This window comes from Flavobacterium fructosi (assembly GCF_042787335.1).
GTDB classification, from domain to species: domain Bacteria; phylum Bacteroidota; class Bacteroidia; order Flavobacteriales; family Flavobacteriaceae; genus Flavobacterium; species Flavobacterium fructosi.
Map to the genome: position 1 here is coordinate 22,011 of NZ_JBHZQA010000002.1, position 24,050 is coordinate 46,060.

A 24,050-nucleotide genomic window follows, 5' to 3' on the forward strand; every position below is an offset into this window, starting at 1 on the left:
TCATCGTTTTTTTATTTCGGTAAGACTAAACCTCTAACAGTATTACATATTAATTCAGGTTTAATATTTATATATAAATCTTCAACGTCATTCAGATTAGTAGTTTCAAAAACTTCCTTAAAATTTTTAGTTTCTGTATTAAATTTAGTTTTATTTTTCATTTTTTCTCTAACAATTACCCTTGAAAGATTTCTAGCTATTCTCTTTTCATCTACTCTTAGTAGAAAAGCTTTAATTATTTTAATATATTGGTGGCTTTTGGAGAAATCTGTTAGAGATAAAATATAATAATCTGTATATTCTAATTTAAATTTTTGACATATTCTTAAATTAGTTTCTATAGTTTTTAAATCATTAGAAGAACAGACAATTATTTTAAATGGTTTGCTATAGCTACTCTGACCCCAACTAAAATGCAAATAATTATATTTTTGACTATTAAAAAAGAATCTATCTGTATTTCTTATTTCTTGGGAATAAGAAATTAAATTTGATAGAATAATCAGAGAAAACATTAACTTTTTCATACTTTTTAATTTTAAATCCATATGTCTATTTAATCAATTAGAGACATAATTTGTCTTTAAAAGAGTACTAAATAGTTGTAAATAAATTTATTAAATTTTAAACTATAAAAAAATACCCATTTTTAGTGATATTTTAAGAATATGGAACTGAAAGGCGTAATTCGGCCTTTGCCGGGGAAATTGTTTGAGGCTATATAAAAAAAGCAGTTCCTAAATACGGAAACTGCTTTTTGTTTGTGGTTGAAGATGCCTGAGTTTAATTATTCTTCCTGTTTAATAATTCTTCAAAGTTTAATTTATCAAAAACTACTTCTTCAGTTCGTTCATATTCACAATTATTTACGATTATTGAAAATGCTTTAATTTTTTCAGAATCCAACATTAAATCATATGAAATTTGATTGGTGTTAGATATAAATTTAAAAACCGCAATTCCTTTTTGTTTATCAATTATATGAATTTCAACATTTGTAATCTCTTTTAGAGGGTTTTTATAGGTAAATTTATAATAAGAATTTTCAATTTTTTTTATCTTCGAATCTATCTCGAAACTATAAATTTCAAATCCATCAAAAGCAATTTTATTATTTGAAAAAGAAATTCTTGAACTAGTGCCCAGATTACAAGGTCTGTATAAATAGTAATTATTATTATACAAATATATAGGAATCCATTTTGTTGGTAAATTTAGAATTTTATTTTTGTTAGTTTTCGATTTTTTAGGAAATGAACTAAAATCCAATAAGTAATCATAATTTACAGAATTATTATTTGGTTCAATAAAAATATTATGACTTTTTTCTTTTAATAAAAAAATAGTATCAGTCACATTTTGAGCAAATAAATTACTTGATAGTAAATTTATCACGGTAGCAATAACAAAGAGATTTAATTTTTTCATAATTACAGTTTACTTTTTCTAATGTGAGTAAGAATATAGTTGTGAGTTGTAAAGCGATCACGATAAGCAGAACATTGTGTTCTACCACTAATAAGACCAGTATTTGAATTATAGTATAATAAATTAGCAGAATTTGCTCCTTGTGAAACATCCCCAGATGCATTATCATAAAATTGAAAATAATTACCAGTGCTATTTGAACCCATTCCAACAATTACGATGAAATGATCAGTTGTATTATCTATATTGCCAGGACTTCCAGAAGCATCGTCGACACCAACAATTACAGGAATTCCATTTGTTAAAGCGTATTTCAAATAACTAAGTCCTTTTGTAAGTTCTGTTTGATTTACCCCTGTTTGTTCTTTGTAGATTTGAAAAGTTTGCCCAACATCATAATAATTAGATATTTTATATCCTTTTTTTGCAATTTGGTCTTTTGCATATTCCATACATTGCCACGTTGGATGTAAACTTCTATTCCATCCAACAAATTGACTTATTGGAATTACATTTGGGATAATCGACCAAGGTGTTTGTTGTGGATTAAATTCACTATAAACAGTATTGTCATAACCCCCCACAGTATTGTTATCTATGTCTCCTGTACTAGAATCAAAAGAAGTTCTAGTAGTAAATAAATCAAATACAGATGTATCAGGATTTGAAATCATATAGTTTATAGCCCATTTTTCAAAATTTTTACTATTAGTAGAAAAAAAGTTGTCTAGCAAATAATTAAAAAACAAATCATTGAAGTTTAGATTTTGTGATAAATAATTATATTGAGTAGTAGTTAATGAATTTAAAAAAGTGTTGTATTTTTTTATTTCAACTTCGTCTTGACTTGGTAAGTTGGGGACAAGAGAAGTTGTGCCACTACCTGAATAATTAGTACTTCCACCACCTCCGATTAATCCAGAAAGACCCGATGAATCACTACTACTGGTAGTTCCTCCAGAAGTTGTTCCACCACCTGAAGTTGTTCCACCACCTGAAGGCGTTCCACCACCACCACCACCACAAATGTTTTCAGAACTATAAACAAACCAATTTTCATTATTCACGTCAAAAGATGCTATAACATAACTATAACACCCTATTGTAAAGGCGTATTGTAATAGGGATTTTGCTGTTTTGTTTGCATATGGGTATTTAAAACTATGCAGTATGACACCATTTAAATCTAAATATTGCACTTCGCCATTAAATTTTTTTATATCATAAAATTCTTTTCCATCGGATGGTATCCATTTTGTTATAAAGGATTGGTATTCACCATTTTTTAACGTGATATTTAAATTTTCTACAGTATAAGGTTCGTCTTCTACATATGGTTTTTCAATAATAAAACTATAATTTGCATCACCGTTTGGGTTAATTAATTCAATAATTTTTTTTTCATTTAATTCAAAATAACTTAATGATTTATTTTGAACAGATTTCTCTTTTTTAATTCTTTTTAAACCGTCTAACTGTTCTTTTATCTCTGGAATCAAAGATAAAGATACATATTTAATTGCATTTCCTTTTTGAATACTCTTTTCAACAGGTTTTTCATTAACAATTATGTCATCTACTTGACAGTTTGTTAGTAACAATACCATAAATAGCAATGATAATTGCTTAAATTTTTTCACGATTTGTTTAATAATTTGGTTGGTTAAAGTTATTTCTATTCTTTTGAATAGGCTTTACCAAAAATATAGAATAATAGATTGTGAAAAAATACCCACTTTTGGTGATATTTTAAGAATATGGAATTGAAAGGCTTGATTCGACCTTTGCCGGGGAAATTGTTTGAGGCGATATAGATTTTAACATATAAGTCATATAAGCTTTTGTAAAATAATATTAAACCGCAAAAAAACTTAAATGACTTATATGGTTAAAAAAAAAGTTTACACTTCAAATCCTAATTTTTCTCTTACTTTTCCCAAAACGCCATTAGCAACAACTGCTGCTTTTTTGGCACCAATTTTTAGCAAAGCATCTACTTCAGGAAGGTTGTTCATATAATAATTGTATTTTTCTCTTTCAGTTTTGAAGGTTTCAGTTATCAGTTCAAACAAGGCTTGTTTCGCGTGACCGTAACCGTAATTTCCACCCAGATAATTGGCAGTCATTGTGGCTATTTGTTCTTCATTTGCTAGTAATTTATAAATAGCAAACGCATTACAAGTTTCTGGATTTTTTGGATCTTCCAGCGGCGTGCTGTCAGTTTCAATACTCATCACTTGTTTGCGCAGCGCTTTATTATCCAGAAAAATATTGATAATGTTATTAGCTGATTTACTCATCTTTCCGCCATTTGTTCCCTGAATCAACATACCGTCCTTTTGTATTATCGCTTCTGGAATTACGAACGTTTCCCCCATTTGGTGGTTGAAGCGAGAGGCTACATCACGAGTAATTTCAAGGTGTTGCAATTGATCTTTTCCAACAGGAACAAACTCAGCATCATATAATAAAATATCGGCAGCCATCAGCATTGGATACGAAAACAACCCGGCATTGACATCTTCCAGTCTGTCCGCTTTATCTTTGAATGAATGCGCTAATGTCAAGCGTTGAAAAGGAAAAAAGCAACTTAAATACCAGGATAATTCCGCAGTTTGTGGCACATCAGATTGTCTGTAGAAAACAACTTTGTCTACATTCAAGCCACAGGCAAGCCAAGCTGCTGCAGTACTGTAGGTATTTGTTCGTAAGGTTCCACCGCTTTTTATTTGCGTTATCGAGTGCAAATCGGCAATGAAAAGAAATGATTCGTTTTCGGATTTATTTGATAATGCTATTGCGGGAATGATTGCGCCAAGTAAGTTGCCTAAATGCGGTGTTCCGGTACTTTGTACGCCGGTAAGTATTTTTGCCATTGTAATTTTTAACTTTAACCGCAAAGTTCGCAAAGTTTTTCGCAAAGTTTGCACGGATTGTAATTTTTTTCTAAGACTAAAGTTGCCAAATTGAATTCTTTTAGCGGTATTTACGTTCGATTCCTTACTTTTGACATTATGAGAGGATTAAAAATTATTTTTTGGACACTTTGGCGCGTATGGTTTTATGTTTTAATGGCTATTCCTATATTGGTTATGTTTCCTTTTTTAGTACTTTCTATTTTGACTGAAAGTGGCTATCCTTACTTTTTTAAGATGGCTCGAATTTGGGCAAAATTCATTCTTTTCGGAATGGGTTTTTACTATAAAATTGATGAAAACCAAGAGCTGAAATCCGATAAAAGTTACATGATTGTGGCCAATCATACCTCAATGGCTGATATTATGCTGATGCTCGCTACGATCAAAAATCCTTTTGTTTTTGTAGGCAAAAAAGAACTGTCAAAGATTCCTTTATTTGGATTTTTCTACAAAAGAACCTGTATTTTGGTGGACAGGAATTGTTCTAAAAGTAAAATGGGTGTTTTTAATCGCGCTCAAAAAAGAATAAATCAAGGGCTAAGTATTTGCATTTTCCCTGAAGGCGGTGTCCCCGAAGATGAATCGGTATTATTAGATACTTTTAAAGACGGTGCTTTTCGTTTGGCTATAGAACATAAAATCCCTATTGTTCCCATTACTTTTGCAGACAATAAAAAAAGATTTTCCTATACTTTTTTCAGTGGTAGTCCTGGTTTTATGAGGGTCAAAATTCATCCTCATATAGAGACATTGGGAAAGACAGGGGAGAACAGAAAAGAGATGAGGGAAAAAGTTAGAGACATCATTTATTCTCAATTAGAGGAATTTGAGAAGACTGAAGATGAAAATAAGTTTGCTTTTTAGTAACTATGATATAAAAAAAAGAGTTCACCTTGGTGAACTCTTTTTTAGTTTTATGCTTCTGCTAATTCTTTTATTCTAGCTTTAATTTTTTCTTCAAGCTCATCAGCTAATTCTGGATTGTCTTTTATTAAAGACTTAACAGCATCACGACCTTGTCCTAATTTGGTTTCACCATAACTAAACCAAGATCCCGCTTTTTTGATGATTTCAAATTCCACGGCAAGATCTAAAATCTCTCCAGTTTTTGAAATACCTTCACCGTACATGATATCAAATTCAGCGATTTTAAATGGCGGAGCCACTTTGTTTTTCACCACTTTTACTTTGGTTCTGTTTCCAAGCACGTTATCACCATCCTTAATTTGAGTAGAACGACGAATATCTAAACGTACCGAAGCGTAAAATTTCAGTGCATTTCCCCCAGTTGTAGTTTCTGGATTTCCAAACATTACTCCAATTTTTTCTCTCAATTGATTGATAAAGAAAACAGTACAATGTGTTTTGCTAATTGTTCCTGTCAATTTACGTAAGGCTTGAGACATCAGACGAGCATGTAGGCCCATTTTAGAATCTCCCATTTCACCTTCAATCTCACTTTTTGGAGTCAAAGCCGCTACGGAGTCAATTACAACAATATCAATTGCTCCTGAACGAATTAAGTTTTCCGCAATTTCTAATGCTTGTTCTCCATTATCTGGTTGAGAAATGATTAGATTTTCAATATCTACACCTAATTTTTCCGCATAATTTCTGTCGAACGCATGTTCCGCATCGATAAATGCAGCAATACCACCCGCTTTTTGAGCTTCAGCAATGGCATGAAGTGTCAAAGTCGTTTTTCCAGACGATTCTGGACCGTATATTTCAATAATTCTTCCTCTTGGATATCCACCAACTCCTAAGGCTAAATCGATTCCTAAAGATCCTGAAGAAATAGTTTCTACTTCCTCAATGGCTTTGTCACCCATTTTCATCACCGTACCTTTTCCGTAGGTTTTGTCTAATTTGTCTAGCGTAAGTTGTAACGCTTTTAATTTAGCTTCTTTCTCTGTACTCATCTTCTCTTTTACCTTTTCTTTCATCTATTTGTATTATTTTTATAATTGTAAAAAACTGACAGGATGAATAATTCTCCTGAAAATTTCAATTAGAGTAACCTATATTTTCGTAAAAATACTTCTTTTTTTGATGTGAAATTTTTCTTTCGAAAATATTTTTCAAACCTTATTTTGTGTCATGAGGCAATACATTTATTTCTTTTTTAGAAGAACAATGCTTTCAATTCAGTAGCGTCGTGAGGGTTCATTTTTCCTGCTAAAACCAAACTCAATTGCTTGCGGCGTAAAGCGGCATCAAAACGTTGTTTTTCCAGTTCTGTTTCCGGAACTATTTGGGGAACCTCGACCGGTCTTCCGGTGTCATCTACAGCCACAAAAGTATAAATAGCTTCATTAGCCTTGGTTTTGTTACCAGATTCCCGGTCTTCTACCCATATGTCGATGTATATTTCCATTGAACTCTTGAAAGCTCTGGAAACTTTAGCTTCAACAGTTACGACACTTCCCAAAGGAATAGCTCTGTTAAAAGCCACGTGATTTACGGATGCTGTAACTACAATTCTTCTTGAATGTCTTCTAGCCGCAATACTTGCTGCGCGATCCATACGGGCTAATAATTCACCGCCAAAAAGATTGTTCAAAGGATTGGTCTCACTTGGTAAAACTAAATCGGTTAATGTCGTTAAAGATTCGGAAGGATGTTTTGGAGTCATTTTTTTTGTCAATGTAATTATTGTTTGTAATGTAATTTGTGTTTTTTAGTTTAACCAATACACAGCCAGTATAGCGGGGATAAAATAAATAACAATAGTTCTGGCACCATCATAATCTTTAGCCAGTCGCTGTCCGAAAAGTAACATTAGTAAAGTCACGCAAGAAAAAACAGCTCCGTAAAAGCCAAAAATTCTTCCGTTGTTTACAAATAATTCGATACAGCCAACAACACATAAAATACCGGAGATTAATTCTAAAATTAAAATATTTAGCAAGGCTAAAGGCACTTGGTTTTTTAATGGGGTTTTTGCAAAATGACCTTTTAGCCACTCCACATTATCTTTCCAATAAAACAGTTTGTCGTAACCGGATTGAAGAAAAGTAATGGCCAAAAAAATTAAAATTAAAATAGAAGTAATGTTGTTCATGTTTTTATTTTTTGTGAATTAAGCGGGTAAGTTTGATTGATAAATCGGTTAAAATTATTTTTGCATTTCCGTTGCGCTCAATGTGATACATAGCATCCGAAAGTTCTTTAAAGATATCATTTATATTATTGCCATTGACAAAGGGCGCAAAATTCTCGAGTTTGAACTTCTCTACTTGCGGCTCCATGTAAACTAAACTTTCAGTTTGGTAATTCAATAATAAGGCTTGACGGAACATATCGATACAAAAGTGTAAAAACTTCTTTTGAGTCTCTCTTCCCAAACCCGCAATCTGCTCGCTCCATTGAATCAAATCCTGAATGGCTGCGGCATTTCCTTTGGCTCTAAAAGCGGCACGAACCCAGTCAACAAACCATTTTTCAAAAAAAACAGTTTCGCTGTCAGGTTGCAATAATTGTAGCGCTTTGTTATAATTTCCTTGCGCTTGGTGCGCTATTTTTACAGCCGTTTTAGATTCAATATTTTCTCTTGTGATTAAGGCTTCAGAAATAATTTTTTCTGGTAAACCATTAAAATGTAAAACCTGACAACGGGAACGAATCGTTTGAATAATATCTTCTTCGTTTTCCGAAATTAAGATAAAAACAGTTTTGTCAGTAGGCTCTTCCAGTAATTTCAATAATTTATTGGAAGCGGCAATATTCAATTTATCAGCCATCCAAATAATCATCACTTTGTATCCGCCTTCATAAGATTTTAAAGCCAAAGATTTCAGTATTTCCTGCGCATCGTCTACTCTAATTTCCCCCTGTTTATTTTTAACGCCAAGAGTTTGATACCAATCAAATAAACTTCCGTAAATATTTTCGCTTAAAAACTGCCGCCATTCTGTAATGAAGTCAATACTTTTTGGTTTTGTTTTTACCTCTTCGGTGCTTACGGTCGGGTAAATAAAATGCAAATCCGGATGCGAAATTTTATTGAATTTCAGGTTGCACGCTTCATTTGAACCGTCGTTCTCAGCGTTCTCATTGCTGCAAATGATATATTGCGCATAAGCGATTGCCATGGGCAAAGTACCAGTTCCTTCAGGACCAACGAACAATTGTGCATGGGGAATTCTACCCAGATTAGCACTTTTTGTCAAATGACTTTTAATATGTTCCTGACCTAAAATTTCTGAAAATTGCATGAAGCAAAGATAGAAGAAAATGGTTTAGTCAAAAATTTTAGCATGCAAAGTTTTATGGTTTGGTCTTCCAAATTGACAATTGAATCAAAGTGGTTTTTAAATAATTAATTTTAACATATCATAGGATTTAAAAACAGTGATAAAACTAAAAAGAAATTTTGTTTATTAATTTATATCGATTTCGTTCGTTAGAATCGGATTTATTTTATTTCATCAAATTTATTACTAGTCTAAAAGTTCTATATTTGTTGTCATTTCAAAAACAAACAAACTAAAAAAAGAACTAATGAAAACTTTAAACGATTTTGATTTCAAAAATAAGAAAGCAATAATACGTGTTGATTTTAATGTTCCTTTGGACGAAAATTTCAAGGTAACAGATGCTACTCGAATTGAAGCAGCAAAGCCTACAATAGACGCAATTCTTGCTCAAGGCGGAAGTGTAATTTTGATGTCACATTTAGGCAGACCGTCTGGTGTTGAAGAAAAATATTCATTAAAACATATTCTAAAAACAACTTCGGAAGTGTTAGGAGTTCCAGTTCTGTTTGCTTCAAACTGTGTTGGAGAGGAAGCTGCAACTGCTGCTGAAAAATTACAGTCTGGAGAAGTTTTGTTATTAGAAAATTTACGTTTTCATAGTGAAGAAGAAGCTGGAGATGCTGCTTTTGCAAAAGAATTAGCTTCACTTGGAGATATTTACGTAAATGACGCATTTGGAACAGCACACCGAGCACACGCTTCGACTACAATTATTGCTCAGTACTTCCCTACTGAAAAATGTTTCGGATTATTATTGGCTAAAGAAATCGAAAGTTTAAACAAAGTGTTGAAAAACAGTGAAAAACCCGTAACAGCAGTTCTTGGAGGATCGAAAGTATCTTCTAAAATTACGGTTATCGAGAATATTTTGGATAAGGTAGATCACATGATTATTGGTGGTGGAATGACATTTACTTTTGTGAAAGCATTAGGAGGTAAAATTGGAGATTCTATTTGTGAAGATGACAAACAAGAATTGGCGTTAGAAATCTTGAGATTGGCTAAAGAAAAAGGAGTTCAAATTCATATTCCGGTTGATGTTGTTGCAGCAAATGCATTTTCAAATACTGCCGATACGCAAATTGTTGACGTAAAAGAAATTCCTGATGGATGGCAGGGACTTGATGCTGGGCCAAAATCATTGGAAAACTTCAAAAAAGTAATTATGGAGTCTAAAACTATTCTTTGGAATGGTCCATTAGGCGTTTTTGAAATGGAAAGTTTTGCTAACGGAACAATTGCCCTTGGAAACTTCATCGCTGAATCAACTGCAAACGGTGCTTTCTCACTTGTAGGTGGCGGAGATTCAGTAGCTGCTGTAAAACAATTTGGGTTAGAAGACAAAATGAGCTATGTTTCAACTGGCGGAGGGGCTATGTTAGAAATGCTTGAAGGAAAAGTGTTACCAGGAATTGCTGCGATATTGGAATAATCACAATACAACTTTGAAATTATACCAGCCGATTAAAAAATAGCGGAATAATTTTTTTGTTCGCAATTTCAGTCCTGAAAAATGGAATGATATTCGCGGGGAAGATATTAAACCCGGAATGAAGCTAAAAATAAACGGATAATACAATTAACTTCTATAAATTTGGGTTTTATTTCATAATTAAATTATAATGAATAAAGCCCTTTTTTTATTTCTGTTTATTTTCTTTCTATTCTTTTCGTGTGCAAAGAAAAGTGATAATTTACCTCGAAAAACAACTGGAAAAATTAATACGATTTCTGTTATTATTGATGATCAGTTATGGAATGGTGAGGTGGGCGATAGCATCCGCAATAAGTTTGCCGCGCCAGTCATTGGTTTGCCCCAAGAAGAACCCCTTTTTTCCATAAATCAATATCCTATTAAACTTTTGGAAGGTTTTATGACCGACAATAGGACAATTATAGTGGTGAAAAAAGGAGAGGATAATAAGTTTGAAATCATTAAAAATCAGTACGCAGCCCCTCAAAATATATTTCATATTTCAGGAAGAACAAGTACTGATATTATAAAAAGCATTGAAAAAAATGCACCCAAAATGATTAGGTTGATCAAACAAATGGAAATTGCCGAAAGCCAAAGAATTAACAGTCAATCGCTACTCGATCCTAAAATTATTGCCAACAAATTCAAGATATCGATAAAGATCCCCTCTTGCTACGCTTATGTACTTCATAAAAGCAAATTTATTTGGTTAAAAAGGGAAATAATCGGTGGGAACACAAGCCTGTTAATTTATCAAGTTCCTATCAGTTTCCTAAAAAAGAATTCAAATTTGATTAGCAGTATTGTTAAAATGCGAGATTCAATTGGTGCTTTATATATCAGTGGTACCGAGCTGCAATCTAATATGATTACAGAAGAGGCCTATGCGCCCTACATATTTAAGATTATCCTTGACGGGAAAGAAACCTATGAGACGAAAGGAACCTGGGAACTAAAAAATGATTTTATGGCAGGACCTTTTATTAATTATGCCATTATTGATAGGGATAATAATAGAATCTTAGTTTTGGAGGGTTTTTGTTACGCGCCTTCAAAAGAGAAACGCGATTTAATGCACGAATTAGAGTCCATTATAAAATCCGTCACTGTTTTGAAAAACTGATTTTTATTTTCTTTAATTTGCATTCTATAAAATAGTATAAAAACCACACGATGTTAAAATGGAGTATAAAGCCTTTTGAGGCACTTTCTGTTCACGAACTATACGATTTACTACGGTTACGAAGCGAAATATTTGTAGTAGAACAAAACTGTGTGTATCTTGACCTTGACGGTAAGGACAAGGTGGCGTTGCATCTTTTTGGAGAATTCGAAGAAAAAATTGTAGCTCATGCCCGACTTTTTAAGGCTGGAATCAGTTTTGATAATGCCTCTATTGGAAGGGTAACCGTTGATGCAAATTACCGCGACAGGAAATTGGGTCACAACTTAATGCGTGAAGCTATTGCCGGTGTTCTGCTTCATTTTGGAGAAAGCCAAATTACCATTGGAGCGCAATTGTATCTTAAAAAATTCTATGAAAGTCATGGCTTTGTTCAAACCAGCGAGATGTATTTAGAGGATGATATTCCGCATATTGAGATGAAACGAGAATAAATTATATTTTCAAAATAAGGAATTCTACTCTTCTGTCAAAAGCTTCCCCCTTCCCAAGAGGGAATTTATTGCCACAACCTTTATAGCTCATTCGAAGACTATAAATGTTTTTGGATACCAGATATTTAAATACATTTCGGGCTCGATTCAACGAAAGTTTTCTTTCATGAGTAGCTTCATCAATTGCATCGTCTAACGAATTGGGCGTGCAACAGACATGTCCTCTAATTTCGAATTGAAGCGTCCTGTTTTTTTGCAACAGTATGGCGATTTTATCCAATTCTTTTTTAGATTGTGCGGTAAGCTCGCTTCGGCCTAATGCAAAAAAGATGTTTTTTAAATAGATCCGATCTCCAACCTTATGTTTTTCCTGAAAGGAGTTATAAATACCTTTTTCAAAGCTATTTTTCTTAACCACAAATAAGTCAACTCTCCTGTTTTTATTACGTATTTCCGTAAGGTCATCAATAGAGTCCGTTTGTATAATTACACGTCCTTTTCCTTCAATAATTACAATTTTATTTTTATTAAAACCATTGTAAGTCAAAATGTCCTGTACCGTTTTTACTCTATTTTTAGACAATTTATAGTTATATCCGTTGTCACCTCTATCATCGCAATAACCGTAAATTTGTATAGATTCTATTTTAGAAGTATCGGCATTTTTTGCAAAATCAAGGATGGTTTTGATTTGGGAGTTGTAAAGATCGGATTTGTCAAATTCAAAATAAACCGTCTCAACCGGTTTTACTTGGGCTGATAGATGGCAAAAAAACAGTAAAACGAGTATTCGGAAAATAATATTCATTAAATTTTCAAAATAGATTTATACTCTGAATTGCTATCTAAAATAGTAATAGCTTTTTTAACTTCTGCATTATTTTTGATGTAATATTGATACAAACCCTCTTGGTATTGGTATCTTTTTATAATTTCATCTAAAATAAGATTTTTGATTTCTTTCTGATTTTTATCCAATAATAGGTCTTCACTTTTTTGAAGCGCGCTAAGCAATTGTTGGTATTCTAAAGCGATAGATTCTTCCATTTTTTCTTTTTTGGCTACAGCCAAAGTATTTTTCAATGCCAACTCGGTTTCCGTGTCAAAAGAGAATTTTTGGGATTTTAAAAACTGTTTAAAGTCTGAATAATCGGAATCAGAAATCGACGGGATGCGATCCCCTAAAGTTGGATTTTTATAATAATAACGAGTTACATAATTAAAAATCCCATCATTTTTGATTAAGGCATTGGTGATCGGGCTTAATTTTGTTTCGTTAAGTTCTATGTCAGGCTGAATACCGCCCCCATCATAAACTGTTCTTCCTTTTCGGGTTTTAAAGGCATTATAGTTTTTTTCTTCAGTTCGTACAGCGATGCCATTTTTGTCTTTATGGGCATAATCTAAGGCTTGAATACATCTTCCTGAAGGCGTGTAATAACGTGCAATGGTTACTTTTAGCTGCGTTCCATACGTTAAATCGACGGGTCTTTGTACTAATCCTTTTCCGTAACTTCGGCTTCCCAATATTACTGCGCGGTCCAAATCCTGCAGGGCACCGGAAACAATTTCAGAAGCCGATGCGCTTTTCCCATTTACAATAATAATTAGTGGAATCTGAGTGTCAATAGGCTCTTGGGTTGTTTTGTAGGTATTATTGTGTTTTTCTATTTTTGATTTTGTAGTTACAATGATTTCATTTTTTGGAACAAACAGATTACAAATATTTACGGCTTCGTTCAAAAGTCCGCCTGGATTGTCTCTTAAATCTAAAATAATTCTTTCTGCACCTTCTCTTTTTAATTGGTCTAGTGCTTGTTTGGTTTCAAGGGCAGCTTTTTTATTGAAACGCAGTAAAACGATATAGCCTGTTTTAGCGTCAATTTTTCCAAAAAATGGTACCGACTTTATTTCGACTTCATCTAGTACAATTTGGGTAGTATTGATTTTCCCTTGACGAATATATTTAATATCGACCTTGGTGTTTTTTGCGCCTTTTAAGAGTTGTGAGGCGTCTTCTTTGAAATCTGATAAAAGAACATCACCAATTTGAATAATTTCATCACCGGGCTTAAGGCCAGCTTTGTCGGCAGGGAAGTTTTTATATATTTCTTTTACCGTAAGCTTATCCTCTTTTCTAGTTAATAAAGCGCCAATTCCGGTATATTCTCCGGTGTTATTTATTTTAAATTTGACTACATCCTGTTCGTTAAAATATACGGTGTAGGGATCAAGACTTCCTAACATTCCATTGATGGCTTTATCCATTAACTGACCTGGATTTGTCTCATCAACATAATTCTTATTCACTTCCTTAAAAAGTGTTGTGAATATTTCTATTTGCTTAGCAATTTCAAAAAAATCATCCTTGAAACTCGCTCCAATAAACAGAAATGCCGAAGCAGCAACCGGAATTATGAATTTTTTTGTAAAAAAGGAGTTCATAGCGTTTAACTAAATTTGTTACCGCTAAAATAAGAATAAATCGCCAATAATAATTAAGGTATTGTATGTAAATACTATATTGGTGAATTTGGCTAAGAAGAAAATTATAATTTTACTAAATCCGAAGTGTTTTCTGGTAAAGTAGTTTTGTTATTTTGTTGCAGAAACTTCTCAAACAGTTGTATTGTCTTAGTGTTGATTTCCTGATAAGACAACCGCTCTTTGCTTTGGTAAAACAACATAAATGCGTGCGGTTTATCTAGATTATCCAGTAGGAGATGTTTGTTGAGTCTGTAAGTTTCGCGAAGTACACGTTTGAAATAATTACGGTCAACGGCTTTTTTAAAGTGTTTTTTTGATACCGAAACTCCCATTTTTATCTTTTGACCCGAAGTGTCAGGATTCTCCAAAAAACCAGAATAATAAACCAATCGCAGTGGATATTTGGATACAGATTTCCCAGCGGAAAATAATAATCCAATGGTGATTTTACTTTTTAGCTTTTCGTTTTTGGGATAGGTGAAGTTCATTTTTGGAGAAAAAAGACATGGATTTTAGCCTACAAAGTTACAATTAAACCATGAGTCTATATATTGTTTGGGATTTAAAATCGGGCTAAAAATATATTTCTTACTTTTGTCGCTAATTTTTTAAGCATGCAAAAACTATTTTCATATCCTATATCTATAATTTATTACTTGTGTTTTGGTCTTATATTGGTCATTTTTCATCCCATTCAATGGTTTTGCTTTACTGTTTTTGGTTATCAGGCGCACAAAAAAAGCGTGGACTACATGAATTTTCTTTTAGTGCGATGTACCAATATTTTAGGAACTAGTTATAAATTTGAAAATATAAAAGATATTCCTAAAAATGTCCCTTTAATATTTGTTTCGAATCATCAAAGTTTATACGATATTATCGCGATGATTTGGTATTTACGCCGTTTTCATTGTAAATTTGTAAGCAAAAAAGAATTAGGAAAAGGGATTCCAAGTGTTTCTTATAATTTGCGACATGGAGGTTCCGTACTGATTGATCGTAAAGACCCAAAACAGGCTATTCCTGCTATTAAAGGTTTGTCTGAATATATTGAAAAATATAAGCATTCAGCCGTTATTTTTCCAGAAGGAACGCGAAGTAAAACCGGTAAAGCAAAGGAGTTTTCTCAAAGCGGGCTAAAAATATTATGTAAATATGCACCATCTGCTTATGTGGTCCCGATAACTATAAACAATTCTTGGAAAATCGTTAAATACGGATTTTTTCCCCTAGGTTTAGGAAATCACCTTACCTTTGTAATTCATAAACCGTTAGCGGTGAAAGATTATAGTTTTGAAGAGCTGATGGAAAAAACAGAAAAAACGGTTGTTCAAGGAATAAAAATTTAATTTATTATATAATGTCAATAAAAAACATTCGATTAGAAGTAATGCAGTTTTTGGAAAAAAACGTGGATAGCTTTGTTGATCAGTATCTAATCCCAGTAGAAAAAATATGGCAACCTTCTGATTTTTTGCCTAATTCTGAAAGTGATACCTTTTTTGATGAGGTTAAAGAATTACGCGAAATTGCAAAAGAATTACCGTATGATTTCTGGGTAACTTTAGTGGGTGATACCATTACCGAAGAAGCTTTGCCAACCTACGAATCCTGGTTAATGGATGTAGATGGTATTGATAACGTGGAGAGAAATGGATGGTCTAAATGGATTAGACAATGGACTGGTGAAGAAAATCGTCACGGCGATTTGCTTAATAAATACTTGTATTTGTCCGGTCGTGTAAACATGCGTGAAATCGAAATGACGACGCAACATCTTATAAGTGATGGTTTTGATATTGGTACCGGAACAGACCCTTATAAAAATTTTGTATACACCAGTTTTCAAGAATTAGCTACTTATGTTTCTCATAATCGAGTGGCGCAAATGGCTAAAAAATATGGGGATAACAAATTGTCTAAAATGTGTAAAATGATTGCTGGTGACGAAATGCGCCATCATCATGCGTATAGCGAATTTGTGAACAGAATATTTCAAGTAGACCCTAGCGAAATGATGCTTGCTTTTCAATACATGATGAAAGCAAAAATCGTTATGCCAGCGCATTTCTTGAGAGAATCAGGACAAAAGATCAGCACAGCTTTTGAGCAGTTTTCTGATTCGGCGCAACGAATTGGTGTTTATACAGCAGCGGATTACGTAGATATCATGCAAAAATTAGTTGAAAAATGGGAAATTGACAAGATTACCGGTTTGACTGATGAAGCAGAGAAAGCACGTGATTATTTGATAAAATTGCCTGCAAGAATGGCGAGAATATCAGAAAGAATGGTAATACCGCAAGAATCCCACATTTTCAAATGGGTAGAGCCAGCTTTAGCACGATAGATTTCTGAGTTCGAACTAAGAATAAATAATGTTGAATTTTGAAGTTGTTTAACTTCAGGATTCAACATTTTTGATAAAAACCGATGTCATCCATGATCAAAGAAAACATAATAGACAAAACCATTCTTTTTGTTAAAGAAAAATTACAAAATGCCGAAGGTGGACATGACTGGTTCCATATTGAAAGAGTGTATAAAAATGCGGTTCTAATTTCCAAAAATGAAGTTTGTGATCCAACAATCGTTCGTTTAGGTGCTTTGCTTCATGATATTGCAGACAGTAAATTCCATAATGGAGACGAAACAATTGGTCCCAGAATAGCCCGGGAATTTTTAGAATCTCAAAACACGGCCGAATCAACAATAGTACACGTAATAAATATTATTGAAAACATCTCGTATAAAGGCGGTAATTTCGAAAAGAAATTCTCTTCTATTGAATTGAATATTGTTCAAGACGCAGACCGTTTAGACGCCATAGGAGCTATTGGGATTGCCAGAGCCTTCAATTATGGCGGCTTCAAGAATAGAGCGCTGTATGATCCTAAAATAGCCCCAAAAACGAAGATGTCAAAGGAAGAATACAAAAAAAATGATTCTCCAACCTTAAATCATTTTTACGAAAAGTTATTGCTTTTGAAAGACAAGATGAATACCGAGACTGGGAAACAAATTGCACAAGAAAGACATAATTATATGCAAGGGTTTCTTTCGCAGTTTTATGCGGAATGGGAAGGGGAGAAATAAATATCCACGATATGTAGAGACGCACTGCAGTGCGTCTCTACAGTGCGATTATTTTTAAATAATTCCTTTTGCTTTCATTTCTATAATTACATCTGCAGCGTTTTTAAAAGTTGGTGCTTGTTCAACAATACTTCCCACTCTTTTTTTATTGAGTTTAAAGGTGATGTCATTCTCCGTTGTAAATAGGAGAGCGGTCAAAAAAGGGTTATTCATATAAGGAGCCAATATAATAAAAGTCTCATCCATGGTATGAAAGCTTTCTACTTCTTCTGTTTTATAACGCGCCGTAACCGAAAGACTAAAAATGTCATCGTTCAACACGGGACGAACGTAAATATTTTTTAATTCGGTATCACCAATCGTTTTAGCTAAAGTTAATTTAGCGTATGTTCCATTTTGGATGCTTTCTTTTACCTTTTCCCAAAATTGGGCAAATACAGGTTGGTATGACATAAGTTGAATTTAAGATATTGTATTATATTTCGTAAAATATCAATTAAAGCCGGTCAATCCGGACTTTTTATTTTTTATTTTCCTTTAAAAGTCGCTTTTCTTTTCTCTAAAAATGCCGTAGTTCCCTCTTTAAAATCTTCGGTTCCAAAGCATTTTCCAAAGGCTTTTATTTCGGTTTCATAACCGTTTTTGCCTTCTTTAAAGTTGGTATTGACTGCTTTTATGGCTTTGCCGATGGCATAAGGAGAATTTTTCATTATCCTTTTCGCAATTCCAGTACAAAATTCTAAAAGTTCCGCTTGTGGCACCACATGATTTACCAAACCAGTTCTGTAGGCGTCCTCAGCGGTAATCATTCCCGCGGTCATAATCATTTCCATTGCACGACCTTTACCTACTAATTGTGGCAAACGTTGTGTTCCTCCATAACCTGGAATCAATCCAAGTGAAACTTCAGGAAGTCCCATTTTAGCGTTATCAGAAGCAACCCTGAAATGACACGCCATGGCTAATTCTAATCCACCACCTAGAGCAAAACCATTGATTGCTGCAATTACAGGAGTTTTTAGGTTTTCTATGTAATCAAATAATTTGGTTTGTCCTTCAGCGGCTAATTGCATTCCTTCTTCGATAGAAAAGTTGGCAAATTCAGAAATGTCTGCTCCGGCAACAAATGCTTTTTCTCCGCTTCCCGTTAAAATTATAACCCGAATTTCATTGTTTTTACCTAAAGTTTTAATTGCTTTATGCAAATCAGAAATAGTCATTCCGTTCAGCGCATTTAGTTTTGTAGGACGATTAATGGTAATTGTTGCAATGTTATTTTCTGTTGCAATTAAAATATTTTCGTAATTCATAACTGTAATTTTTAGGGGTTAATTATTGGAAGGGAAACTGTAAAAGTCGTTCCTTTTCCAAATTCAGACTCAAAGGTAATCGTTCCTTTATAATTTTCGATAATGTTTTTAATAATACCAAGGCCAAGACCCATTCCGCTGTTTTTGGTAGTGAATTTTGGTTCAAATATACGACCGATATCTTTGGGTTGAATTCCAATCCCATTATCAGTAACCGTTATCAAGACGTTATTTTGCTTTTTTTTCACCGTTACAATTATGGATTTGGTTTCTTGGTTTTCAGGAATGGCTTGAATTGCGTTTTTAACTAAATTTGTAATGATTCGAATGAGTTGTGTCCGATCTATTTTCGAAATTATTTCAGGTGAATCGCTTTTAAAAATAATATATTCCTCATTGAATATGTCCATTGCCAGATCAACTACGTTAACAACATTTAGTGTTTCGTTTTGTTGTGCCGGCATCGAAGCAAAATTTGAAAATGCTGATGCAACGGCGCTCATGGTATCAATTTGTTGAATCAATGTATCGGAGTAATCCTTCATCTTTTGCATCACATCGGTATTATTTGGATCAAATTTTCTTTGGAAACTTTGCACGGTCAATCGCATTGGGGTAAGCGGATTCTTGATTTCATGCGCAACTTGCTTTGCCATTTCGCGCCAAGCTTCTTCACGCTCGCTTTGCGCCAGTTTAATAGCACTTTTTTCCAGTTTGTCCACCATTCCGTTGTAGGCCTTTATCAACAGATTAATTTCTTTGCTACTGGCTTCTAATACTATTTTTTCGTTTTTTTGATTCAAACTGGTTTCGCTTAACTTGTCTGAAATCGTTTTTAGTGATTTTGTAATATATGTCGAAAGAAAATAGGCGATTGCAAAAGCTACAATAAGCATAAAAGAATACACCTGACCCAAACGAATCAAGAAGTTGTTTAATTCATTTTCGTAGAAACCATCGTCTTCCACATAAGGCAGATTCAAAATCCCAAGCGTTTTGAATTTATCATCTTTTATTTGGCTGTAGGAGGATCGATTCTTTACTCCATTGATAGTTTTAATGTCTACATATCTTTTTTCTATGGAGGAACGAACTAATTTCAGGATATATTTAGGAATAGGAGGGGATACTTTGTCTACAGAAAATGATTCTTTAGATGATTTCAACAGTTTTCCGTCTAAGCTGTAAATATTGATTTCAATACTATGAATTTGAGCTAGTTCGTGAATTTTATCCTTAAAAATCAAACCTAAATTCTCAGTTGTCAAAGGATATGTTGTGGTAGAAAGCACATAATTTATATGTTCTTTTATCGCGTCTTCTTTCCGTTCTAAGCGCTCTTGATGGTATTCTTTAGCTTCGTTTTTGAATTGGATAATCGAAATAGAAGCTAACAAAATGGACGCCATGATTATCAATACAATCATGGATAGGAAAATCCTGATTCGTAAGGAAAGCATCGACATTTTAAAGTTATTGAACATAATTAGGATTGATTTCTTTCGCGAAGGCGTTTGTAAAATTTAAATCCAAGCATAATTAAAATTGAAAAAAGAAAAATCCCAATTACACCATAAATCCAGTTGACCGCATTTTTTAAAATGACTAAAAATACCACTGCAAAAAGGATAATAGTTGCACCTTCATTCCATAATCGCATAAAAGTTGTCGTGTGTCTTACTTCATCGTTTTGCAATTGTTTGAATATTTGTTGGCATTTCCCATGATACAAATACAATGCAAATACAAAACCAAGTTTTACATGCATCCAAGGCATTTTTAACCAAGCTTGACCTAAATCAGTAAATAACAACATCCAAAAAGCAAATATACTCGCTAAAACTGCCGATGGCCAAGTTATGATATACCAAAGACGATACGTCATTATTTTGTATTGTTTTTGCAAAATTTCCTTTTCGGGAGAAGGTTTTTGAGCGGCTTCAATTTGGTAAACAAATAAGCGGACAATATAAAATAATCCCGCAAACCAGGTGATTACAAAGATGAGGTGCAAAGATTTAAGGTAATTATAATATTCCATTGGTAGTTTGAATCAATTTAGTATTTATTTCTTTTTTTAGAAAATAGCCGGTCAGTATTGTTGATAAGATATCAGCAATTGGGAATGCAATCCATATTCCAAAAATACCTAAAAAATTTGGTAGTATCAGCACCAGCGGAATTAGGAAAAATCCTTGTTTGCTCAAAGTCAATAACAGTGCTTTTTTTGCTTTTCCAGCGGCTTGAAAATAGGCTGCACCAATTAACTGAATTGCAATAACGGGGGAAGCCGCAAAAACCCATCGTAACGCTTCGGGGGTTTCTGCAATTACTTTTGGGTCTGTGGTAAAAACGGATACTATAGGTTTAGCAAAAAGTAAGATGACTACAAAAATAAGTGAAGCTAAAATTGCTGCGTATTTTATCGAAAGCTGTACACTTTCTTTAACTCTTTCATAATTTTGAGCGCCATAATTAAAACCAGCAATAGGGAGAAAACCTTGCGTGATTCCCAGAATTGGAAACAAAGCAAACATCAACATTCTGCTGATAATTCCATAAATAGCAACGGAATGTTCACCGCCATAAGTGTACAAAGTATGATTCAGGATTATGGCTAAAATACTAACCACGCCTTGTCTGGAAAATGTGACAATGCTCAGTTCCGATATTTCTTTTACAATTAGAAGTTTAAACTTAAAATGTCTTGTTCGGAGTTTTAATTCACTTTTAAAAAGAAAAAACCACAGGACAAACAAGAAACATGAAAAATAGGATATGGCTGTAGCCAAAGCAGCGCCAAACATTCCTAAATCCAAATATTTTAAAAAAATAATATCTAATATAATATTTATGAAAGCAGGAATAATCATGGCAACCATGGCGAATTTAGCTTTGCCTTCCGCTCGAATAATATTGTTGCCCATCATACAAAGTGCTAAGAATGGAACCGATATTATGATCGGAAAGAAAAATTCTCTTGCGGGTTTCATAATAGCTCCTTTTGCACCAAAAAGCAACAGCATCTCATTGCTAAAGAAAAGGCCAAAAGCAACAAAAATGAATGACAATAAAAAAGTCATCATAATTTGATTGGCAAAAGTAGTTTTTGCTTTTTCCTTTTTATTTGCTCCCAATGCTCTTGAAAGTACGGATCCTCCGCCCACACCGATTGCCATTCCCAAAGAGGAAATCAAGAAGGTAATGGGCAATACAACAGTTACTGCCGCAATGGCTAAAGAGCCAATCCATTGTCCAACAAAAATGGTGTCGATTAAAATATTAACCGACATGAATAAAATACCAATAGAGGACGGAACCGCTTGCTTTATCAAGAGTTTTTTGATGTCTTGTGTTCCTAATTCATCGGCGCTAACAGCCATTTAAGCGTTTATTTTTTCGGAGTCAAGTTTAACTGACGAAGATGCGTTAGACCAATTCGTAATCCAGTTACTCACGGTTTTACACCAATCGTCCCCATCATTCAAACATGGAATCGCTTTAAAATTTTCTCCTCCGTGAGCCTTAAATTCATGATTGGCTTCCATGGCAATTTCTTCTAAAGTCTCTAAGCAATCAGATACAAAAGCAGGCGTTACAACGGCAAGATTTTTAATTCCTTTTTCCGGCATTTTGTTAACTTCAACGTCCGTGTAAGGCGTCAACCACTTGTCTCCCGCTAAACGCGATTGAAAGGTCTGGCTGTATTTTCCTTCTGGAATTCCCAGCAATTTTACAACTTGTTTGGTCGTTTCATAACATTGATGGCGGTAACAAAACTCATGTGCCGGCGACGGCGTGTTGCAGCATGAACCGTCAATTTTACAATGGGATTTGGTGATATCAGTTTTGCGAATATGACGCTCCGGAATTCCATGGTAGGAGAATAATAAATGATCGTAATCAAAACCTTCTAGATGACCTTTAATGGAATCGGCCAAGTTTTTGAGATAATCTGGTTTGTTGTAAAACGCAGGAACGATAGTAAATTTCATTTCTGGAAAGTGCTTTTTACGCAATTCTTCGGCCAGCTCCAGAATGGTAGTTGTAGAAGCCATCGCATGTTGTGGATACAATGGAAAAAGTAATACTTCATTCACACCTTTATCATGGAGTTCTTGTAAACCAGATAATAAAGATGGCTTTCCATAACGCATCGCTAAGGAAACCGGAATATCAACCAGTTTTTTTACTTTGGCATGCATTCTTTTGGAGATAACCACAAGCGGGGAACCTTCGTCCCACCATATTTTGGCGTAAGCGGCGGCTGATTTTTTAGGTCTTGTTTGTAAAATTATGCCCCGAACTAATAATGCTCGTAACAAAAACGGAACGTCAATAACGTATTTGTCCATTAAAAATTCATCTAAATATGGTTTTACGTCTTTTGGAGTTGGACTTTCTGGAGAACCAAGATTTACTAATAATACACCTTTCATGTTATCTTTTTTTTGTTGGTACAAAAGTAAATAAACTTACTTTTTTATAAATTGGGATTAACTATTTTTTATTTATTGTTTAATATAAAAAATCAATTCTTTATTGCATATTTGGGTTGATTGACATCAAATATTTCTTTGGCGTGGTTGCAAATTTCTTTTTGAAAGCCGCTATAAAATGACTTCCGGTGCTGTAGCCAATTTTTAATCCGACCTCGTTTACATTATAGGAACCGCTGTCGAGTAATTTTCGGGCAAAATCCATTTTATAGTCAAATAGGAACCCGTAAACCGTATCACCATAAATTTGTTTGAAACCCATTTTTAGTTTCTTAAGATTCAAACCTATTTCATCCGCCAATTCCTGTAATCCTGGTGGTTCGGCCATGTTGGCAATGATGATTTCTTTGGCTTTTTTAATCTTCATGACATTGTCCTCATCAATTAGAAACGGACATTGTTCTGCATTTGGATCTTCGGTTCTATTGAAATACAAACTCAATAATTCGTATCCTTTGCCTTTGTAATACAAGTTTTTTATAGAGGGATGCAAATTATAATGAAACAATTGTGATAAAACAATCGCCATCGAGGGACTAATGTTGCCTTCGTTGTAATATTTTTTGTCCTTATTGTCCGCGCTTAAAAAAGTAATATAATCCGCTTCTGTCGAAAACAAGGCATGAAATTTTTTAATAGATATAATCACAGAAATCACCCAGGAATTTGGCGCTAACTCCAGATTTAAAGGCAATTCTTTCTGAGGATTGTATAAAAGCAATGATTTTTCTTCTTTTAATTCCAAAGCATAATTACCCTGATTGAAGATGAACTCGGCACTTCCTTTTAATCCAAAATGAAACTGTATCAAACCGCTGCCCACTTCGCGTTGCGCATTAAAGGAATCGTTGCTGTCGTTCTGAAAGCGGATGAGTGTGAAATCATCCTCAATTTTTATAATTTCCTGAGAACCCATAGCGATATTTTTTTAAAATAAAAATGATATTTATCAAGTCATT

General features: G+C 33.7%; 25 protein-coding genes. 7 read left to right on the top strand and 18 right to left on the bottom strand.

Translation table 11 applies throughout. From position 1 onward, the window contains the following. Window positions 1–11: 11 nt before the first annotated feature. The 4 genes from ACFX5D_RS02990 to trpS all read right to left on the bottom strand — a co-directional run bounded on the left by ACFX5D_RS02990 (window position 12) and on the right by trpS (window position 4,304). On the bottom strand, window positions 12–527 hold the full coding sequence (locus tag ACFX5D_RS02990; RefSeq protein WP_379856779.1) for a hypothetical protein: 516 nt from the start codon (window positions 525–527) through the stop codon (window positions 12–14). Window positions 528–783: 256 nt separating this feature from the next. Continuing rightward, on the bottom strand, window positions 784–1,428 hold the full coding sequence (locus ACFX5D_RS02995; RefSeq protein WP_379856780.1) for a hypothetical protein: 645 nt from the start codon (window positions 1,426–1,428) through the stop codon (window positions 784–786). Window positions 1,429–1,430: 2 nt separating this feature from the next. Continuing rightward, the gene (locus ACFX5D_RS03000; protein WP_379856781.1) at window positions 1,431–3,068 is read right to left on the bottom strand and encodes a hypothetical protein; all 1,638 of its coding nucleotides are present in this window, start codon (window positions 3,066–3,068) and stop codon (window positions 1,431–1,433) included. 261 nt (window positions 3,069–3,329) lie between these two features. After that, window positions 3,330–4,304 carry a tryptophan--tRNA ligase gene (gene trpS, locus ACFX5D_RS03005; protein WP_379856782.1) on the bottom strand — a complete coding sequence of 325 codons (975 nt, stop codon included), beginning with the start codon at window positions 4,302–4,304 and terminating at the stop codon, window positions 3,330–3,332. Between the two features lie 138 nt (window positions 4,305–4,442). On the opposite strand from trpS, the gene ACFX5D_RS03010 reads away from it, so the two are divergent. Beyond that, complete coding sequence (locus tag ACFX5D_RS03010; protein ID WP_379857211.1) at window positions 4,443–5,210, top strand: lysophospholipid acyltransferase family protein; 768 nt, start codon at window positions 4,443–4,445, stop codon at window positions 5,208–5,210. Window positions 5,211–5,260: 50 nt separating this feature from the next. On the opposite strand, the gene recA is transcribed toward ACFX5D_RS03010, so the two are convergent. From recA to ACFX5D_RS03030, 4 genes are all read right to left on the bottom strand, one after another. Then, window positions 5,261–6,268 carry a recombinase RecA gene (gene recA, locus ACFX5D_RS03015; RefSeq protein ID WP_073209530.1) on the bottom strand — a complete coding sequence of 336 codons (1,008 nt, stop codon included), beginning with the start codon at window positions 6,266–6,268 and terminating at the stop codon, window positions 5,261–5,263. 203 nt (window positions 6,269–6,471) lie between these two features. Beyond that, window positions 6,472–6,981 carry an acyl-CoA thioesterase gene (locus tag ACFX5D_RS03020; RefSeq protein WP_379856783.1) on the bottom strand — a complete coding sequence of 170 codons (510 nt, stop codon included), beginning with the start codon at window positions 6,979–6,981 and terminating at the stop codon, window positions 6,472–6,474. Between the two features lie 45 nt (window positions 6,982–7,026). Continuing rightward, window positions 7,027–7,410, bottom strand: a complete 384-nt coding sequence (locus ACFX5D_RS03025) for a DoxX family membrane protein (protein WP_379852662.1) — start codon at window positions 7,408–7,410, stop codon at window positions 7,027–7,029. A gap of 4 nt (window positions 7,411–7,414) precedes the next feature. After that, the gene (locus ACFX5D_RS03030) at window positions 7,415–8,563 is read right to left on the bottom strand and encodes a DNA polymerase III subunit (RefSeq protein ID WP_379856784.1); all 1,149 of its coding nucleotides are present in this window, start codon (window positions 8,561–8,563) and stop codon (window positions 7,415–7,417) included. 286 nt (window positions 8,564–8,849) lie between these two features. Here ACFX5D_RS03030 and ACFX5D_RS03035 point away from each other — a divergent pair, with 286 nt between their 5' ends. The 3 genes from ACFX5D_RS03035 (at window position 8,850) to ACFX5D_RS03045 (ending at window position 11,699) form a co-directional block, all read left to right on the top strand. Continuing rightward, window positions 8,850–10,037, top strand: a complete 1,188-nt coding sequence (locus ACFX5D_RS03035; RefSeq protein WP_379856785.1) for a phosphoglycerate kinase — start codon at window positions 8,850–8,852, stop codon at window positions 10,035–10,037. Window positions 10,038–10,227: 190 nt separating this feature from the next. Then, window positions 10,228–11,205 carry a DUF4837 family protein gene (locus ACFX5D_RS03040; RefSeq protein ID WP_379856786.1) on the top strand — a complete coding sequence of 326 codons (978 nt, stop codon included), beginning with the start codon at window positions 10,228–10,230 and terminating at the stop codon, window positions 11,203–11,205. 50 nt (window positions 11,206–11,255) lie between these two features. After that, window positions 11,256–11,699: a GNAT family N-acetyltransferase gene (locus ACFX5D_RS03045; protein ID WP_379856787.1), complete on the top strand. Its 444-nt coding sequence runs from the start codon at window positions 11,256–11,258 to the stop codon at window positions 11,697–11,699. A 1-nt stretch (window position 11,700) separates the two neighbouring features. Here the strand turns inward: ACFX5D_RS03045 and ACFX5D_RS03050 are convergent, their stop codons facing one another. The 3 genes from ACFX5D_RS03050 to ACFX5D_RS03060 all read right to left on the bottom strand — a co-directional run bounded on the left by ACFX5D_RS03050 (window position 11,701) and on the right by ACFX5D_RS03060 (window position 14,674). Then, complete coding sequence (locus ACFX5D_RS03050) at window positions 11,701–12,507, bottom strand: OmpA family protein (RefSeq protein WP_379856788.1); 807 nt, start codon at window positions 12,505–12,507, stop codon at window positions 11,701–11,703. Continuing rightward, window positions 12,507–14,144, bottom strand: a complete 1,638-nt coding sequence (locus ACFX5D_RS03055; protein WP_379856789.1) for a S41 family peptidase — start codon at window positions 14,142–14,144, stop codon at window positions 12,507–12,509. Before ACFX5D_RS03055 ends, ACFX5D_RS03050 begins: the two co-directional genes overlap by 1 nt. A 104-nt stretch (window positions 14,145–14,248) precedes the next feature. Then, window positions 14,249–14,674 carry a ribonuclease P protein component gene (locus ACFX5D_RS03060; RefSeq protein ID WP_379856790.1) on the bottom strand — a complete coding sequence of 142 codons (426 nt, stop codon included), beginning with the start codon at window positions 14,672–14,674 and terminating at the stop codon, window positions 14,249–14,251. A 126-nt stretch (window positions 14,675–14,800) separates the two neighbouring features. Between ACFX5D_RS03060 and ACFX5D_RS03065 the strand changes: the two genes are divergently transcribed. From ACFX5D_RS03065 to ACFX5D_RS03075, 3 genes are all read left to right on the top strand, one after another. After that, complete coding sequence (locus tag ACFX5D_RS03065) at window positions 14,801–15,535, top strand: lysophospholipid acyltransferase family protein (RefSeq protein WP_379856791.1); 735 nt, start codon at window positions 14,801–14,803, stop codon at window positions 15,533–15,535. A gap of 11 nt (window positions 15,536–15,546) precedes the next feature. After that, window positions 15,547–16,536, top strand: a complete 990-nt coding sequence (locus ACFX5D_RS03070; RefSeq protein ID WP_379856792.1) for an acyl-ACP desaturase — start codon at window positions 15,547–15,549, stop codon at window positions 16,534–16,536. Between the two features lie 92 nt (window positions 16,537–16,628). Continuing rightward, window positions 16,629–17,282, top strand: coding sequence for an HD domain-containing protein (locus ACFX5D_RS03075; RefSeq protein ID WP_379856793.1), 654 nt, complete (start codon window positions 16,629–16,631; stop codon window positions 17,280–17,282). 54 nt (window positions 17,283–17,336) lie between these two features. Here the strand turns inward: ACFX5D_RS03075 and ACFX5D_RS03080 are convergent, their stop codons facing one another. The 7 genes from ACFX5D_RS03080 to ACFX5D_RS03110 form a co-directional block, all read right to left on the bottom strand. Continuing rightward, complete coding sequence (locus ACFX5D_RS03080) at window positions 17,337–17,735, bottom strand: hypothetical protein (protein ID WP_379856794.1); 399 nt, start codon at window positions 17,733–17,735, stop codon at window positions 17,337–17,339. Window positions 17,736–17,809: 74 nt separating this feature from the next. Further along, window positions 17,810–18,592 carry an enoyl-CoA hydratase/isomerase family protein gene (locus tag ACFX5D_RS03085; protein ID WP_379856795.1) on the bottom strand — a complete coding sequence of 261 codons (783 nt, stop codon included), beginning with the start codon at window positions 18,590–18,592 and terminating at the stop codon, window positions 17,810–17,812. Window positions 18,593–18,603: 11 nt separating this feature from the next. Then, window positions 18,604–20,076, bottom strand: a complete 1,473-nt coding sequence (locus tag ACFX5D_RS03090; protein WP_379856796.1) for a sensor histidine kinase — start codon at window positions 20,074–20,076, stop codon at window positions 18,604–18,606. A 2-nt stretch (window positions 20,077–20,078) separates the two neighbouring features. After that, complete coding sequence (locus ACFX5D_RS03095; RefSeq protein ID WP_379856797.1) at window positions 20,079–20,633, bottom strand: CopD family protein; 555 nt, start codon at window positions 20,631–20,633, stop codon at window positions 20,079–20,081. Next, window positions 20,620–21,975 (bottom strand): MATE family efflux transporter, encoded by a 1,356-nt coding sequence (locus ACFX5D_RS03100; protein WP_379856798.1) that lies wholly within the window; start codon window positions 21,973–21,975, stop codon window positions 20,620–20,622. Before ACFX5D_RS03100 ends, ACFX5D_RS03095 begins: the two co-directional genes overlap by 14 nt. Next, window positions 21,976–23,031, bottom strand: coding sequence for a ferrochelatase (hemH, locus tag ACFX5D_RS03105; RefSeq protein WP_379856799.1), 1,056 nt, complete (start codon window positions 23,029–23,031; stop codon window positions 21,976–21,978). A gap of 100 nt (window positions 23,032–23,131) precedes the next feature. Beyond that, window positions 23,132–24,007 (bottom strand): helix-turn-helix domain-containing protein, encoded by an 876-nt coding sequence (locus ACFX5D_RS03110; protein WP_379856800.1) that lies wholly within the window; start codon window positions 24,005–24,007, stop codon window positions 23,132–23,134. Between the last annotated feature and the right edge of the window lie 43 nt (window positions 24,008–24,050).

What these genes read in the sequence shown, in the direction of transcription:
- ACFX5D_RS03100 (WP_379856798.1), bottom strand. Translation starts at nt 21,975, where the DNA reads ATGGCTGTTAGCGCCGATGAATTAGGAACACAAGACATCAAAAAACTC.
- ACFX5D_RS03085 (WP_379856795.1), bottom strand. Translation starts at nt 18,592, where the DNA reads ATGAATTACGAAAATATTTTAATTGCAACAGAAAATAACATTGCAACA.
- ACFX5D_RS03030 (WP_379856784.1), bottom strand. Translation starts at nt 8,563, where the DNA reads ATGCAATTTTCAGAAATTTTAGGTCAGGAACATATTAAAAGTCATTTG.
- ACFX5D_RS03050 (WP_379856788.1), bottom strand. Translation starts at nt 12,507, where the DNA reads ATGAATATTATTTTCCGAATACTCGTTTTACTGTTTTTTTGCCATCTA.
- ACFX5D_RS03010 (WP_379857211.1), top strand. Translation starts at nt 4,443, where the DNA reads ATGAGAGGATTAAAAATTATTTTTTGGACACTTTGGCGCGTATGGTTT.
- trpS (WP_379856782.1), bottom strand. Translation starts at nt 4,304, where the DNA reads ATGGCAAAAATACTTACCGGCGTACAAAGTACCGGAACACCGCATTTA.
- ACFX5D_RS02990 (WP_379856779.1), bottom strand. Translation starts at nt 527, where the DNA reads ATGAAAAAGTTAATGTTTTCTCTGATTATTCTATCAAATTTAATTTCT.
- ACFX5D_RS03075 (WP_379856793.1), top strand. Translation starts at nt 16,629, where the DNA reads ATGATCAAAGAAAACATAATAGACAAAACCATTCTTTTTGTTAAAGAA.
- ACFX5D_RS03065 (WP_379856791.1), top strand. Translation starts at nt 14,801, where the DNA reads ATGCAAAAACTATTTTCATATCCTATATCTATAATTTATTACTTGTGT.
- ACFX5D_RS03080 (WP_379856794.1), bottom strand. Translation starts at nt 17,735, where the DNA reads ATGTCATACCAACCTGTATTTGCCCAATTTTGGGAAAAGGTAAAAGAA.
- ACFX5D_RS02995 (WP_379856780.1), bottom strand. Translation starts at nt 1,428, where the DNA reads ATGAAAAAATTAAATCTCTTTGTTATTGCTACCGTGATAAATTTACTA.
- ACFX5D_RS03095 (WP_379856797.1), bottom strand. Translation starts at nt 20,633, where the DNA reads ATGGAATATTATAATTACCTTAAATCTTTGCACCTCATCTTTGTAATC.
- ACFX5D_RS03035 (WP_379856785.1), top strand. Translation starts at nt 8,850, where the DNA reads ATGAAAACTTTAAACGATTTTGATTTCAAAAATAAGAAAGCAATAATA.
- ACFX5D_RS03045 (WP_379856787.1), top strand. Translation starts at nt 11,256, where the DNA reads ATGTTAAAATGGAGTATAAAGCCTTTTGAGGCACTTTCTGTTCACGAA.
- ACFX5D_RS03110 (WP_379856800.1), bottom strand. Translation starts at nt 24,007, where the DNA reads ATGGGTTCTCAGGAAATTATAAAAATTGAGGATGATTTCACACTCATC.
- recA (WP_073209530.1), bottom strand. Translation starts at nt 6,268, where the DNA reads ATGAGTACAGAGAAAGAAGCTAAATTAAAAGCGTTACAACTTACGCTA.
- ACFX5D_RS03040 (WP_379856786.1), top strand. Translation starts at nt 10,228, where the DNA reads ATGAATAAAGCCCTTTTTTTATTTCTGTTTATTTTCTTTCTATTCTTT.
- ACFX5D_RS03020 (WP_379856783.1), bottom strand. Translation starts at nt 6,981, where the DNA reads ATGACTCCAAAACATCCTTCCGAATCTTTAACGACATTAACCGATTTA.
- ACFX5D_RS03090 (WP_379856796.1), bottom strand. Translation starts at nt 20,076, where the DNA reads ATGTTCAATAACTTTAAAATGTCGATGCTTTCCTTACGAATCAGGATT.
- hemH (WP_379856799.1), bottom strand. Translation starts at nt 23,031, where the DNA reads ATGAAAGGTGTATTATTAGTAAATCTTGGTTCTCCAGAAAGTCCAACT.
- ACFX5D_RS03055 (WP_379856789.1), bottom strand. Translation starts at nt 14,144, where the DNA reads ATGAACTCCTTTTTTACAAAAAAATTCATAATTCCGGTTGCTGCTTCG.
- ACFX5D_RS03025 (WP_379852662.1), bottom strand. Translation starts at nt 7,410, where the DNA reads ATGAACAACATTACTTCTATTTTAATTTTAATTTTTTTGGCCATTACT.
- ACFX5D_RS03070 (WP_379856792.1), top strand. Translation starts at nt 15,547, where the DNA reads ATGTCAATAAAAAACATTCGATTAGAAGTAATGCAGTTTTTGGAAAAA.
- ACFX5D_RS03060 (WP_379856790.1), bottom strand. Translation starts at nt 14,674, where the DNA reads ATGAACTTCACCTATCCCAAAAACGAAAAGCTAAAAAGTAAAATCACC.